A 14254-nucleotide genomic window follows, 5' to 3' on the forward strand; every position below is an offset into this window, starting at 1 on the left:
AAAGTTTTTACTGGGTCATTGGACCCCCGCAGCCACCAGCTTCAATTCGTCCATTGCGATGGTCCCGGTGAGCAGATAGACGCTGTTTCCGCTGGTCCAGAGAATGGTGTGGTCCAGTCCCTTGGAGATAGCGGTAGCCTGTTCACCCTGGATATAGAACTGCTCCACCTCCGCGTCCTCGGTGTCCAGCATCGAAACATGAGAGGTTTTATCGCCGATGACGGTGTGGGTCAGCCGCATGGTGTTTCCTGTCGCGTCCTCAAAGAAGATGTGGAGGCTGATATGATTGCCGCTCCGGCGGATTTCCTCCATGCCCTCGGGCAGATAGGTCAGGGCGACGTCCCCGGCCCTGCGCGCCGTTTCCTCCCGGGCGGAGAAGCGGAACTCGGTGAACTCCTGGAACACCTGGGTGATGACCGCGATGACCTGGGTCCGGAAGGCCTGGGAGGTGACCATCAGGCTGGAGAAGGTGAGGGTCCCGCACACCAGAAGGATGACCGCCGCCTGGCGGGCACAGCGCAGGGCGGCCTTGGCCCAGCCCGGGCGGTCGGCCCGGCGGATGAGGGCCTTCATGCGCCGCTGGAACCGGGGGGAGGTGGGGATGTCGGGCAGCTCGCCCTCCGGGGGCAGCTGGGCCAGCACAAGGTCCCGGGCCGCCCCGGCGTGGGCGTACAAAAGGCGGTCCAGCTCCTGATCGGTCATACCTCCACCCCCATTTCCTCCAAATTTTTGCGCAGGTGCTCTTTGGCCCGGTGGGCGATCTGGGATATGTGATCCGGCCGCAGGCCCAGAAGTTTCCCGATCTCGGAATTGCCATATCCCTGGTCGTATTTCAGCAGCAGCACATCCCGTTCACGCCGGGGCAGGGCCGCAATGGCCCGGGCCACCCCGTCCCCCCGCTCCACACCCTCGGCCTGGGGTGGTGCGGCGGCGGTCCAGTCCTCCAGTGGGACCGTCCCCGCCCGCCGCTTTTTCTTCCGGTACAGGTCGATGGCTTTGCTCTTTGTAATCATAACGATCAGAGACCTGGTTTCAGGACAGTCAATTTCATGAATTTTCTCGATCATTTCCGCAAGGCGCAAAAAAGCCTCGTGCACCGCGTCCTCCGCGTCGTGGGGGTCGTGCAGGATGTCGTGGGCGATATACAGCATCAGCTTTTTGTATCGGCGGTAGAGGGACAGAAACCGGTGTCGGTCCTCCTCCGCCTCGATCATGGTCAAATAGATCAGCATGGCGCCCTCCTAAGATCGGCTCCCCTATTTTACCATATCCAGCTGTATCTGTCATCCTGCTCCGGAAAATCGCACCTTTTGGGGTGAAACAGACGCTTTTTGATGAAAGCTCAACACACTCTGGGAGAAAATGCGTTTGTGATCCAGGGCAGAATATGATATATCATAAATAACCAATTATGAGGGCTATTCCCAAATATAAAGAAGAAGGCAAAATCGGTCGTCCCAAACGGACGGTACCAGCATCGGCATGATCGCCGCCGCCGGCCGCATCCCTGCTCTCACGCAGAGGCTGAAGAGCTAAATAGAAATGAGAACCCCGGCCCCTTCCATTCGGAAGGGGCCGGGGTCTTTTGATAAATCAAGCCTGGAGAACAGTATGTTTCGTGTCAAAGCAGCGCCGTTCACTAAAATGATTGTGTTTTTCCATAAGCTCACCTTCACTTTAGAATTTTGGCAAATCAAGAGGTTCATCGGAAGCTGAACGGACATCCTTGGTTTCAGCGCCATAAGCAGTGAAGGTCTTAAAACACCATCTACACAAGCGGCCCGCCTTCGATCAGAGCCAGCTTCTTGGCCCTGGTCAGCTGTTTGACGGCGTATTCCCGCCGCAGGGCTGCGGACTTGTCCGGCTGCTCCTCCCGCCACACCAGCGTCACCGGGCGGCGGCTCCGGGTATATTTCGCTCCCCGGCCCGCGTTGTGGGCGGCCAGACGGCGGTCCAGATCGTCGGTGATCCCGGTGTAGAGGGTGCCGTCCCCGCACCGGAGAAGATAGACCCACCAGCTCATGCCGTCCCCTCCAGGGGGAGCACAAAGGTGATGCGGGTGCCCACGTCCTCCCGGGAGACCACCTCGAACCAGCCGCCGTGGCGGTCCACGATCCACCGGGCGATGGACAGCCCCAGCCCGGTCCCCCCGGTCTGGCGGGCCCGGGAGCTGTCGGTGCGGTAAAAGCGGTCAAAGATATGAGGGATGGCCTGGGGCACGATGCCCATCCCCTCGTCCTGGACCGTGACCCTGGCATAGTCCTTCTGGGCCGACACCCGGAGATAGACCCGCCCCTCCGGGCCGCTGTACTTGACGCTGTTGTCCATCAGGATGCGCATCACCTGCTTCACCAGCCCCGGGTCGGCCCGGACCACCACCGGCCCCTGCCACCGGGCCAGGAAGGCCCGCTCCGGGTGGATCATCTGCTCCTCCCGCAGCACGTCCTCCGCCACCGCGGTCAGGTCCATCAGCTGCGGCCGGATGGGCTGGGTGTCGTTGTCTCCCCGGGCCAGGAACAGCAGCTGCTCCACCAGACGCTCCATGGCGTCCGACTCGGAGCGGATGGCGTCGATGGCCTCCTGCCGGGCCTCCGGGTCGTCCTTGCCCCACCGGTCCAGCAGAGCGGCGTAACCCTGAATGACCGCGATGGGGGTGCGCAGCTCGTGGCTGGCGTCAGAGACGAACTGCATCTGCGCGGAGTAGGCCGCGTTCACCCGGTCCAGCATGTCGTTGATGGCCTTGGCCAGGGTCTTCAGCTCCTTCTGGGTGCCGGGCAGGTCGATACGGCTGTCCAGGTGGGTGGCGTTGATCTTGCTCAGCTCGCCGGCCAGGGCCTCCAGCTCCCGCCTGGACATGTGGGTCATGGAGTTGAGCCGGGCGGCAGTGGCCGCCAGCTCCTGGATGGGCCTCAGGGTGCGGCGGATAGTCCCGGCATTGCGGAACAGGTTGGCGATCAGGGAGATGATCTGCACCGTGAGGAGGATAAAGCCCGCCCACTTCAACATCCGCCCGATCCCGGACAGATCCACCGTAATGGCGTAGGGCTCCCCGCCGTTGGGCAGTTCCACGGTGTAGTAGGAGAACAGCACATAGGTGCGCAGGCCGTCCGCTGTTGCCTCCCCGCCAGAGAACCACCCCAGCTCCCCTACGTCCACTCCCTTGGGCTCCCGGTCCAGGGGGATGATGGTGTAGTCGCTGGCCGCCATCCAGGGGACGGCCTCCGCGGTGGGCACGCCCCGCTCCTGGACCAGCTGGGCCACGTCCGCGCAGCGCTTTTCCGCCCACATCAGCTGCCCCATCAGGGCCAGCACCACCAGCAGCAGGTCCATACACAGAAAGATCCCCAGCTGCCGGAAAAACAGCCGGGTATTCAGCCGCAGGACCAGCGACTGGGACTTGGCCCCGCTGGGGGGCGTCTTGTTCTTCATGTCCCGTTTTCCCACCGGGCCCCCTCCTCTCCTTCCATGCCGCAGCCGGTCAGCCCTCCTGCTTTTTCAGCCACTCCAGCAGGGGCGTCAGATTCCGGAAGGCCACGCAGCTGCCCCCGCGGAGCAGCAGATCCAGCTGCCGCTGTTCCTGAGGGGTCCGCTCCCGCTTCTGCTGGAGGGACTGCCGCAGCCCCCTGGTGGCCATCCCTACCATCCGGCGCTGGAGCCACCCCACCTTTTTCGGGGCCCAACCGCCCTGAAGGTAGAAGATGGGGGCGTTTGGCACATAGTTGGACCGGGCCAGGTCCTGCAGCACCTTGTCCCCCGGCGGCGTCATGCCCACGCCGCAGGCGGCCCGGACATGAAAGCGCTTAACTGCGTGGTCGATGCCGCTGATATGCCCGGCCATCAGCCATCCCAGGTACAGGATGTCGCTCCCGGGCCCCACCTTTCCCGTAGCCTCGTCCAGGGCACAGACCGGCAGCCCGGCGGCCCGGCCCAGCATCTGGGCGTACTCCCGGGTAAAACCGGTCTTGGAGGTATAAACGATCGTCATATGAATCAGCTCCCCTTCTTCCCGTCCTTACTCCTCCCGGATGACGTAGCCCACGCCCCGTACAGTGTGGATCAGCTTGATGTCAAAGGCCTCGTCGATCTTGCTGCGGAGGAAACGGATATATACGTCCACCGAGTTGGTCTCCCCCACGAAGTCGAATCCCCACACGCTGTCCAGCAGGGCCTCCCGGCTGAGCACCCTGCCCTTGTTCTCCAGCAGGTGGTGGAGCAGGTCGAACTCCCGGCGGGTCAGCTCCACCGGCGTCCCGGACACTGCCACGGTGTGGCGCTCCACGTCCATGGTCAGGGGACCGGCGGACAGCAGCGGCTCCTCCGGCCGCTCTCCGCTCCCCCGCTTCCGCAGGGCCGCCCGGATGCGGGCCAGCAGCTCCTCGATGGCGAAGGGCTTGGTGATATAGTCGTCCGCCCCGGAGTCCAGGCCGGATACCTTGTCCACCACGCTGTCCCGGGCGGTGAGCATGATGACGGGGAGCTGTACCCCCTCCTTCCGCAGGCGGCGCAGCACCTCCATGCCGGACAGCTGGGGCAGCATGATGTCCAGCAGCACCAGGTCGTACTCCCCCGACAGGGCCCGCTCCAGGCCGGAGCGGCCGTCGAAGCTCTTGTCCACCTGATAGCCCTCATACCGCAGCTCCAGCTCCACCATCCGAGCCAGCTTTTCCTCGTCCTCCACCAGAAGGATCTTTTCTTCCATATCCTCTCTCACCTCAACATCCGGGCACTCCCCCGGAGATCTATTCCTTGCCGTCCCGGTCCCGGGTCCGCTTCTCATACTGGAGGTGCAGCTCATCCATTACCTGGCGCCCCATGTCGGCGGCGGTGCTGGCCACGTTCTCCATCACGTCGTTGATGCTGTCCCGCTCCAGCTCGGGGCCGGAAAAGCGGTAGCGGAATCCGAAGAACAGCCCGATCAGCAGCAGGGGAATGGTCACATAGAAGGCGAACACAAACAGGATCAACAGGATCAGCAGGGGCAGGGAGGTCACCGGTTCATCCCGGCGCCACACCTCCAGCTCGTTATCTACCAGCACCCGGTAGAGCCGGGACAGCAGCTCCCGCAGGGAGCGGCCCCGTCGCTTCTCCCCCTTGGGCCACACCACCACCACGCCCAGCGGGCTCCTGTGCTTCTTTTTCTTTCCCGGCTCCGGTGTCTCCTGGACCACCAGTTCGGCCGCCGTGGGCTGGGACTCCTTCTCCTCCCGGCCCGACCACCGGGTCCCCTCCGCCTGGGGGATGGCCCCCTTCTCCTCCAGATAGATCAGGGCGTCCAGCAGATTCCCCTCGCTGTACTCCAGGGCCTCCTTGGCCTGGGCGTAGGACACGGGGGCCTTCTCCCGCAGGCGCTCTACCATCTCCACTGTGATCTCCATCCTGAATCGCTCCTTTCCGGGCAGTCTGCCTGTTCTGACGTCAGTATAACCGCCCGGGCTTGAAGTGTCCTTTAGCCTTTCTTAAAAATGGATGAAAACACGCCTTTCCCGCGGCTGCTTGTGATTCTCATTATACTATGCTATAATCCCCTTATCAACTGGAAACGGAGGTGTGCCCCTTGAAAAAGCGTCTCGGCGCCCTGCTGTGCGCCCTGGTCATGTGTCTGGCCCTGCTGTCCCCCGCCTCGGCTTTGGAGGAGGTGTGCTTTACCTCCCTGAACAACAAGCTGCTGCCCCTGGCCTCCGACACCATGCCCCTCTGGTCCGGAGGCGTCCTCTACGTGCCCGCCTCCCTGTTCGACGGCAGCGCCACAAACGCCAGCTACGGCGTGACCCTGGGGGTCAGCCTCACTCAGAGCCAGAGCAGCGGCACCATCACCCTTTACAGCCTCAGCGGCATCCTGGTCTTTGACCTGAACTCCGGCATCTGCGTGGACCAGCAGACCGGCGAGCTGCTCAGCGGCCGGGCCATCACCCGCAACGGCCGCATCTACCTCCCCCTGAACATCGTGGTGGACTTTTTCGGGCTGCGGAGCTCCTATCTCCACACCGATTACGGCTATCTGGTCCGCATCAAGAACCGGGACGACACCGCCTCCAACGGGCGGCGCTCCATCCTCACCGACGAGGTCTTCATCGACTCGGCCGGCAACCAGATGAACCTCCAGCTGAAGGAGTACCAAAAGAGCCTGCTCCCTGTGGAGGAACCTGAGACCCCTGACGTCACCCCAGCGGTCCCCGCCGATCCCCCGGGCCAGGAGCTGGACCCCACCTCCATCCCCACCTATCTGGCCTTCCGCTGCCAGACGGGGGAGGCGTTGGACAGCATCCTCACCACTTTGGAGAAATCCGGAAAATCCGGCGTCTTCTTCTTCGCCCCGGAGGAGCTCTCTGTCCATGGGGACATGGTCCGCCGCCTGCTGGGCACCGGGCACAGCGTTGGCATCCTTGTCCAGGCCGGCACCCCAGAGGGAGCCCGAGCGGAGCTGGAGGCAGGGAACCGCGCCCTGGCGGAGCAGACCCGCAGCTGCACCCGCTATGTCTACTGCGGAGAGGCCCTGTGGGAGGGGCTGGAGGCGGAGGGCTGGGTCTGCTGGCAGGAGAGCCTGGACGCCGTTCCTCTGGACGGGGAGCAGAGCGCCGCCTCCTACTCCTACGGCGTTCTGCGCCAGCTGGGCCGGGCTGCCCTGAACAGCGCCTATGTTACCCTGGATGACAGCCGGCAGACCGCGGATGTTCTCCCCGCCCTGCTTCGTCAGCTGAACTATCGGGAGTACGTGGTCAGTACCCCGATGGAGACCAAGCTGTGAGGCGGGTGGATCTGGCCCGGCCCGGAGCCCCCTCTGGTGACCGGGCCCGGGTGGCCCGCCTGACCCGGCACTTGAAGGCCCGGCTGGAGGACTTCGGCCCCGGCGGGCCCCGAGTGACGGGGGTGGATGAGGCGTCCGGCACCGTTACCGCCCGCTTCCCCGGCCAGGACACCGGCGGGGTGCTGGACCGGCTGGAGCGGGACTGGGGTGTCACCGTCCTTCAGGATGGGGAGGACGCCGTGTTCCGCCTTGCCCCCTCTGTCCGGTTTGAGGACCTGGACTACGTGTGGGGCGCGCTCTTCGAGGTGCTGGGCTGAGATCGGCTCCTTTCCTTCTTCCATTCCCCACTTGACAGGTCGGGCGTTTGGTGATATAGTGCGTTTGTCAAATGAGCACTGATGGAGAAGAGGCCGCGGGACTCGCCCAGAGAGGGACGCAAAGGCTGGAAGCGTCCTGCGACATTGCCGCGGCTGGTACCACTCCTGAGCCGCCCGGGATGACCGGGACGGGCCCGCCCGTTACAGCGGTCACAAGCGGCGGTTTTCTGTAAAACCGCAAGCAGGGTGGAACCGTGGAGCGCCTTACTGCGCCTCACCCCTGATGGAGATTCAGGGGCGAGGCGCTTTTGTTTTGCCCCTCAGAGCCTTTGGGGGGCGCGCCCTGCGCACCCCCGCGGACGCAAGGAGGTATTTTGATGTCCGAAGAAGTCAAAAATGAATTTACCTTTGAAAACCCTGAGTACCGCCAGACCTACTGGCACACCTGCTCCCATGTGATGGCCCAGGCGGTCAAGCGCCTGTGGCCCGAGGTGAAGCTCGCCATCGGCCCCTCTATCGACGAGGGCTGGTACTACGACATGGACGCCCCCTTCGCCTTCACGCCCGAGCACCTGGAGCAGATCGAGGCCGAGATGCGGAAGATCTGCAAGGAGAAGCTGAAGCTGGAGCGGTTCGAGCTGCCCCGGGAGGAGGCTGTCAAATTTATGGAGGAGAAGGGAGAGCCCTTCAAGGTGGAGCTGATCCAGGATCTGCCCGAAGACGCCCACATCTCCTTCTATAAGCAGGGCGAGTTCACCGACCTGTGCGCCGGTCCCCACCTGGACTCCACCGGCCGCATCAAGGGCAACGCCCTGAAGCTCACTGCCTGCAATGCCGCCTACTGGCGCGGTGACTCCAACCGGGAGACCCTCCAGCGCATCTACGGCATCGCCTTCCCAAAGAAGGACGAGCTGGACGCCTATCTGGCCAAGATCGAAGAGGCTAAGAAGCGGGACCACCGGAAGCTGGGCAAGGAGCTGGGCCTGTTCATGCTCCGGGACGAGGGCCCCGGCTTCCCCTTCTTCCTGCCCAAGGGCATGACCCTGAAGAACACCCTGCTGGACTACTGGCGTCAGGTCCACAAGAAGTACGGCTATGTGGAGATCTCCACCCCCATCATGCTCAACCGTCAGCTGTGGGAGCGCTCCGGCCACTGGGACCACTATAAGAACAATATGTACACCACCGTTATTGACGATGTGGACTTCGCCGTCAAGCCCATGAACTGCCCCGGCGGGATGCTGGTCTATGCCAGCCAGCCCCACTCCTATAAGGAGCTACCCCTGCGGGTGGGCGAGATCGGCCTGGTCCACCGCCACGAGCTGTCCGGCGCCCTCCACGGCCTGTTCCGGGTGCGCTGCTTCAACCAGGACGACGCCCATGTCTTTATGACCCGGGACCAGATGCAGGACGTGATCCAGGAGACCGTCCGCCTGTTCGACGAGGTCTACTCCGTCTTCGGCCTGAGCTACACCATTGAGCTGTCCACCATGCCAGAGGACCACATCGGCACCGTGGAGGAGTGGGAGCGCAACCAGGACATCCTGAAAAACGCCATCACCGCCATGGGCAAGGATTTCGTCATCAACGAGGGGGACGGCGCCTTCTACGGCCCCAAGCTGGACTTCCATCTGGCCGACTCCCTGGGCCGCACCTGGCAGTGCGGCACCATCCAGCTGGACAGCCAGCTGCCTGAGCGCTTCGAGCTGGAGTACACCGGCGAGGACGGCCAGAAGCACCGCCCCGTGATGATCCACCGGGTGGTGCTGGGCTCCATCGAGCGGTTCATCGGCGTCATCACCGAACACTTTGCCGGCGCTTTCCCCGCATGGCTCGCCCCCGTCCAGGTGAAGGTCCTGCCTGTCACCGACCGGGCCGCCCAGTACGCCGACCAGATCTCCAAGGACCTGGATGAGGCCGGTTTCCGGGTAGAGGTGGACCACCGCAACGAGAAGATCGGCAAGAAGATCCGGGAGGCCACCATGGAGAAGGTCCCCTATATGCTGGTGGTGGGCGACCGGGACATGGAGGGTCAGACCGTCTCTGTCCGCATGCGCTCCGGTGAGGACCTGGGCGCCATGTCCTGCGTCCAGTTCCAGGCCCTTCTGGCCGAGGACGTGCGGACCAAGGCCATCAAATAAGCGGCTTTCAGAGCATTCGATCCATCCCTTAGATACCATAGAAGTCTGGTCCCGGCGCGGGAAATGACTGCGGCGCCGGGGAATACCGGCATAATGAAAAAAGGGAGGCGCTTCCGGCGGAAGCGCCTCCCTTTTTCAACCGCTTTTGCACTGGTCCACGTAATACCGTCCTCCAGCACAGGGGACCAGAACGCCCCGCTCCACCAGCTGGTCAAATTTGATGCCCAGCCCCTGGAAGACCCCCGCCTCCTCCGGCGTTCTGGCCGTCTCCTCCGAGACCGCCCCCGCCTCCAGGAACTGCCTGATGATGACTCTCTTTCGGATGGCACCCGCCGGTATCATGGCCTCCCCCTCCTTTCAGTTTTTCACCACTGCGTGGAGCAGGGACCACACGGACCAGACCAGGGACCCCGCCAGCAGGACCACCATCAGGGGGACCAGATCCTTCAGGAACACAAAGCCGCCGAAGAGGGAATCACCGAAGATGACCGCCATCCAGATGGCCCACAGGAACCAGCCTCCTTTTCCTCCAAAGCGCTGGATCACGCCTCCGATAATCAGCCCCAGCGCAATGGCGGCCAGGACGATGGCTGGATACCACCACCATTCCAAATACATATCCACCACCAGCAGGGAGGGCACCGCCTCCGCTGCCGCCGTGCTCCCCAGCTCCGGGATCACCTGTCCGCTCCGCTCCAGCGTCACCGACGCCGCGCCGGAAATGGCCTTCCACAGCATGGGCGCCGTGGCCCGCTCCACCCAGGTCAACAGGGCGGCCAGCCCCATGGAGCACAGCGCTTGTGCCCCGGCCATCCCCATCAGCAGCCCCAGTGCCCGGCGGCGTGTCAGGCTGAAGCGCACCATTTGGTCAAAGGTGATGGCCAGATAGGTGGCGGTAACGACCAGGATCATCAGCCCCGCCGCCGCGGGCAGAGCGATCCCGGAGATGGTGACGCTGCTGTCTGGATGGCCCCAGAAGAGCACCCCCGCCGTGATCAGGTGGATGGCCAGGAAAATCCCCGCCACCACTCCGCAGCCCTGGGCCAGATCCACCCAGTTGGCCCGGATCATTTTCATCATCATATGCTCACCTCACAGAAAAACGGGTGATCCTACGCCACAGGAAGAACTCGCTGACCGCCAGGACCACTGCCAGAACGCCCCCCAGGATATAGGGAAGATCGCCCCACAGAGGGATCTTGGGCCCCGCCGCCATCACCATCAGGAAAATCAGGGCTGCCGTCATCACCATTGCGGCCAGAGCAACCACGATCCCCCTCCATACCCTGGACTCTACCATCAGCAGACCGCAGAGGGTCCCAAAGGCCAGGACTGTCCAGCACACCAGGGGGTACACCCACAGGGGCCAGCCTCCCAGCAGTGAGAGATCCCACCCCCAGGGATCGGTCCACCGGAGCGCCTTGGGCACCGCCGACATCAGCAGCTGGATGGCCCAGCTGGTCCCTACATAGAGCGCCAGAACCGGCTGAAGGGCCCAGAAGTAGTCCCGCCGCCGCCCGCCCAGAGTGAGGGAGATGTTTAGGTTGTTTGCGCCCATGGAAAAGCTCATGATAAACAGGATGAACGAGACGGTGATGGGCGCGGAAATGAAATAATTGTAGAACAGATTTCGCTCGCCCTCCGGGGCCGGGAACAGGATGGCTCCCAAGGTGAGCACCGCCGCATATCCCGCCACCAGGGCCAGATTGATCCTGGCCGACTGAAGCAGGAAGCGGAATTCCTTTCTCATACCTTCCCCTCCTTACTGGGCATCTCCGTGGCCGCACAGGGCCACAAACACGTTCTGAAGGTTCATGGGGGACACATCCACATCGGCCTGCCGGGCCTGACGGAACTGGGCGTCGCTCCCCCGGACGGCAGCGGTCTTGTGCCGTCCCATCTGCTGGACGGAGAGGACCTCCAGGCCGGCACAGGCCTGGTCCACCACGTCCTCCCGGCCGGAGATATAGCGGAACTGCTCCACCAGTTCCTCTGTGGGGCTGTTTTCCAGGATGCGCCCCTGGTCCAGGATGATGACCTGCTCAAAGACGGAGGCGGCCTCCTCTATGATGTGAGTAGAGACCAGGAAGGTCCGCCCCGTCTGGGCAAAGTCCTCCAGCAGCAGCTGATAGAACCGCTCCCTCATCACCACATCCAGCCCCGCCGCCGGCTCATCCAGAATGGTGATGGGTGCCCGGCTGGCCAGGGCGATCAGGATGGTCACCATAGACATCTGCCCCTTGGACAGCTGACTGATCTTCTTTTTTGGTTCCAGCTGAAACTCGTTCAGCAGGCGGTCGGCATACTCCTGGTCCCAGTTGGGGTAGAATATGGCGGCCGACTTCAGGTAGTACCGGACCTTCTGGTTGTTGGGACCTGAGAACAGGGTGGGCTGGAGCTCCCGGGAAAAGCAGATCTGCTCCAGCGCCCTGCAGTTCTCCCACACCGGCTCTCCATCACAGGTCACCTGCCCGCTGTCCTTGGTGTTCTGGCCTGTGAGGATGCCCAGCAGGGTGGTCTTACCCGCCCCGTTTCGTCCGATCAGCCCATAGATCCTGCCCGGCTGGATGGTCAGGTCCAGCCCCTCCAGCACCCGCTTGCTCCCATAGGACTTGCACAGCCCCTCCGCTTTCAAAATGCCTGTATTCATTTGGCTTCTCCTTCCTCGATGGCCCGGCGCACCATGGCCAGCAGTTCTTCCCCGGTCACAGCCAGGGAGGCCCCCTCCTTTACCAGGGGCCGCACATAGCTGTCGTAAAACGCCGCTTTCCGCTTGGCCCGCACGGCCTGCTCCGCCCCCGGGGCCACGAACATGCCGATGCCCCGGCGCTTATACAGGATCCCCTCCGCCGAGAGGAGGTTGAGCCCTTTGGCCGCCGTGGCCGGGTTGATGTGATAGACCCGGGAGAGCTCATTGGTGGAGGGCACCTGCTCCTCCTCCTGGTAGACGCCCCGCAGGATGTCGTCCTCCAGCATCTGAGCGATCTGGAGATAGATCAGTGACTGATCGCTGAGGGTCCCATGCATCTCACCGCCTCCTGTCCTTCGGTTTATTGGTTCATTACTTGTGTAATTAACCATATCACCTATATCCCTTTTTGTCAATAAAAAAGGCAAAAAAAGTCCCGCCCCAGCACCAGGCTGGGGCGGGAGACATCAAATCAGGTGGTAGCGGAGGAGGAGTTCCTCTATCACGGTCCCGGACACATGCTTCAGGGCCTTCTTCTCCACGAATCCATACAGGAAGGGCAGGTCCATCTCCGTCAGCTTTTTGCCGTCCATCATTTTGGATGCGGCATCCAGCAGACAGCGCACATCGTAGCAAGACCCCCACACCTCAGGCACCCCCCGGTCGATGTCCAGCAGGGTGTAGACGGCCTCCATACCGGTTCGGACGGAGTACTCGGTGGTGAAGATGGTGTCCCGTGCCGTCTCGGCGAACTGGCCGATAAAGGCGAAGTTCACACAGCCCTCCGGCACCACGTCGGGCCGGTCCCCCCGGGTCCGGGGCATGAAGAAGGCGGTGATGTAGGGCATCATGCAGGGGATGGTGCTGGCAGACTGCTCCGCCAGCAGGGGGATCTCCTCCTCCGGCACCCCCAGGTGGTACAGCCACTCCATGCAGATCTCCCGGCCGGTACACGCCCGCATGGGCTTTTTCACATAGTCCCCGGGGACATCGGTGAACAGGCCGTAGATCCACCCCACCAGCTGCCCCTCCGGCTGGGCCTTGAAGTGGGGCTGGCGGTTGAAGGTATAGCTCATCATCCAGGCGGAGTCCTTCACCGTGACGATACCGCCGGTGACCACCTTCCCGGAGAAGGGGTCCCGCTTGCATACCTTTTCCAGATAGGGCGGGATCTTGTCGTCCAGGGTGGTGACGGTGGCCGACTCCCAGTTGGTAAGGCCCGGCTTGGTGCAGTACTTGTCCGGGCGGCCGAAGGCCGGGTCCTGGGCAGCGATGTTCCGCCACAGCTGCCAGCAGCCCCCCACCGGCTCAGTGAGGAACTCCGGGGCGCGGTCGTTGCTGCCCAGAGAGGAGTTCTCCGTACAGGAGCCGTTTGTGACGAACACCAGGTCGTCCTCAGTGAGCTCCCTGACCTCCTCCCGGCCCTCCCGGACCCACACCAGCTGCTTTGCCACCTTTCGGCCCGGGGCGATGTCGAAGATCACGTTGGTGACCTGCGTGTCATACTGAAACTGCACATTGTGCTCCTTCAGGTAGTGCACCATGGGCAGGATCAGGGACTCATACTGGTTGTACTGGGTAAATTTCAGGGCCGAGAAGTCGGGCAGGCCGCCGATATGGTGGATGAACCGCTGGAGATACAGCTTCATCTCCAGGGCAGAGTGCCAGGTCTCGAAGGCGAACATGGTCCGCCAGTAGAGCCAGAAGTTGGAGCGGAAGAACTCCTCGGTAAACACGTCGGTGATGGTCCTGTCGTACAGGTCCTCGTCCCGGGTGAGGAAAAGCTTCATGATCTCCAGGGCGGCCTTGTCGCTCAGAGTGAACTTCCCGTCTGTATGGGCGTCCTTTCCCCGATCCACCGTGGCCCGGCACAGAGAATAGTTGGGGTCCTCCTTGTTCAGCCAGTAGTATTCGTCCAAAACAGAATTCTCCGGGTGCTCCAGGGATGGGATGGAGCGAAACAGGTCCCACAGGCACTCGAAGTGATTCTCCATCTCCCGGCCGCCCCGGATCACGAAGCCCCGGGTGGGGTCCTGGATGCCGTCGCAGGCCCCGCCGGGGAGCTTTAGCTCCTCCAGGATGTGGATGTTCTCCCCCTTCATCTGCCCGTCCCGCACCAGGAAGCAGGCGGCCGCCAAGCTGGCCAGGCCGGAACCCACCAGCCAGGCGGATTTCCGTTCCACGCCCTCCGGCTTACGGGGGCGGGCAAATGCCTCGTAATTTCCGCTGCTGTAATACATATCCATGACCTCCAGATCGAGTTTGTGAGGTCAGTATAGCGCCCCCGGCCCTGTCTGCCAATGGATAGAGGGGGGGGGGGGGGGGGGGGGGGGGGGGGGGGGGGGGGGGGGGGGGGGGGGGG

At 63.1% G+C, this 14254-nt stretch carries 16 protein-coding genes; 3 read left to right on the forward strand and 13 right to left on the reverse strand.

The window, feature by feature from the left end; translation table 11 throughout:
* Positions 1 to 15: 15 nt before the first annotated feature.
* The 7 genes from NE584_RS12895 to NE584_RS12925 form a co-directional block, all read right to left on the reverse strand.
* Entirely contained in the window at positions 16 to 702 is a 687-nt protein-coding gene (locus NE584_RS12895; protein WP_256182982.1) for a DUF4367 domain-containing protein, read from the reverse strand.
* Positions 699 to 1232, reverse strand: coding sequence for an RNA polymerase sigma factor (locus NE584_RS12900; RefSeq protein ID WP_050622937.1), 534 nt, complete (start codon positions 1230 to 1232; stop codon positions 699 to 701). The genes NE584_RS12895 and NE584_RS12900 overlap by 4 nt, the downstream gene beginning before the upstream one ends.
* 536 nt (positions 1233 to 1768) lie before the next feature.
* A complete protein-coding gene (locus tag NE584_RS12905; RefSeq protein ID WP_050622938.1) occupies positions 1769 to 2023 on the reverse strand; it encodes a GIY-YIG nuclease family protein in 255 nt (84 codons plus the stop codon).
* Complete coding sequence (locus tag NE584_RS12910; protein ID WP_242850272.1) at positions 2020 to 3444, reverse strand: cell wall metabolism sensor histidine kinase WalK; 1425 nt, start codon at positions 3442 to 3444, stop codon at positions 2020 to 2022. The genes NE584_RS12905 and NE584_RS12910 overlap by 4 nt, the downstream gene beginning before the upstream one ends.
* Before the next feature lie 34 nt (positions 3445 to 3478).
* Positions 3479 to 3985 carry a hypothetical protein gene (locus NE584_RS12915; protein ID WP_050622939.1) on the reverse strand — a complete coding sequence of 169 codons (507 nt, stop codon included), beginning with the start codon at positions 3983 to 3985 and terminating at the stop codon, positions 3479 to 3481.
* Between the two features lie 27 nt (positions 3986 to 4012).
* Positions 4013 to 4699, reverse strand: a complete 687-nt coding sequence (locus tag NE584_RS12920) for a response regulator transcription factor (protein WP_256182983.1) — start codon at positions 4697 to 4699, stop codon at positions 4013 to 4015.
* A 40-nt stretch (positions 4700 to 4739) separates the two neighbouring features.
* Positions 4740 to 5375: a hypothetical protein gene (locus NE584_RS12925; RefSeq protein ID WP_050622941.1), complete on the reverse strand. Its 636-nt coding sequence runs from the start codon at positions 5373 to 5375 to the stop codon at positions 4740 to 4742.
* A gap of 179 nt (positions 5376 to 5554) precedes the next feature.
* Here NE584_RS12925 and NE584_RS12930 point away from each other — a divergent pair, with 179 nt between their 5' ends.
* The 3 genes from NE584_RS12930 to thrS all read left to right on the forward strand — a co-directional run bounded on the left by NE584_RS12930 (position 5555) and on the right by thrS (position 9203).
* Positions 5555 to 6745: a hypothetical protein gene (locus NE584_RS12930; RefSeq protein ID WP_256182984.1), complete on the forward strand. Its 1191-nt coding sequence runs from the start codon at positions 5555 to 5557 to the stop codon at positions 6743 to 6745.
* The gene (locus NE584_RS12935) at positions 6742 to 7062 is read left to right on the forward strand and encodes a hypothetical protein (RefSeq protein ID WP_050622943.1); all 321 of its coding nucleotides are present in this window, start codon (positions 6742 to 6744) and stop codon (positions 7060 to 7062) included. The genes NE584_RS12930 and NE584_RS12935 overlap by 4 nt, the downstream gene beginning before the upstream one ends.
* A 377-nt stretch (positions 7063 to 7439) precedes the next feature.
* A complete protein-coding gene (thrS, locus tag NE584_RS12940) occupies positions 7440 to 9203 on the forward strand; it encodes a threonine--tRNA ligase (protein ID WP_050622944.1) in 1764 nt (587 codons plus the stop codon).
* Positions 9204 to 9338: 135 nt separating this feature from the next.
* On the opposite strand, the gene NE584_RS12945 is transcribed toward thrS, so the two are convergent.
* The 6 genes from NE584_RS12945 to NE584_RS12970 form a co-directional block, all read right to left on the reverse strand.
* Entirely contained in the window at positions 9339 to 9545 is a 207-nt protein-coding gene (locus tag NE584_RS12945; RefSeq protein ID WP_256182986.1) for a hypothetical protein, read from the reverse strand.
* A gap of 15 nt (positions 9546 to 9560) precedes the next feature.
* Positions 9561 to 10286, reverse strand: coding sequence for a hypothetical protein (locus NE584_RS12950; RefSeq protein ID WP_050622946.1), 726 nt, complete (start codon positions 10284 to 10286; stop codon positions 9561 to 9563).
* A 4-nt stretch (positions 10287 to 10290) separates the two neighbouring features.
* On the reverse strand, positions 10291 to 10953 hold the full coding sequence (locus tag NE584_RS12955) for a hypothetical protein (protein WP_050622947.1): 663 nt from the start codon (positions 10951 to 10953) through the stop codon (positions 10291 to 10293).
* A gap of 12 nt (positions 10954 to 10965) precedes the next feature.
* A complete protein-coding gene (locus NE584_RS12960) occupies positions 10966 to 11853 on the reverse strand; it encodes an ATP-binding cassette domain-containing protein (RefSeq protein WP_050622948.1) in 888 nt (295 codons plus the stop codon).
* Entirely contained in the window at positions 11850 to 12230 is a 381-nt protein-coding gene (locus NE584_RS12965; RefSeq protein ID WP_256182987.1) for a GntR family transcriptional regulator, read from the reverse strand. Before NE584_RS12965 ends, NE584_RS12960 begins: the two co-directional genes overlap by 4 nt.
* A 129-nt stretch (positions 12231 to 12359) precedes the next feature.
* Entirely contained in the window at positions 12360 to 14132 is a 1773-nt protein-coding gene (locus NE584_RS12970; protein WP_050622950.1) for an oleate hydratase, read from the reverse strand.
* Positions 14133 to 14254 lie beyond the last annotated feature (122 nt).

Source organism: Clostridium sp. DFI.5.61, from assembly GCF_024462915.1.
In the GTDB taxonomy this organism is placed as follows: Bacteria; Bacillota; Clostridia; order Oscillospirales; family Oscillospiraceae; genus Lawsonibacter; species Lawsonibacter asaccharolyticus.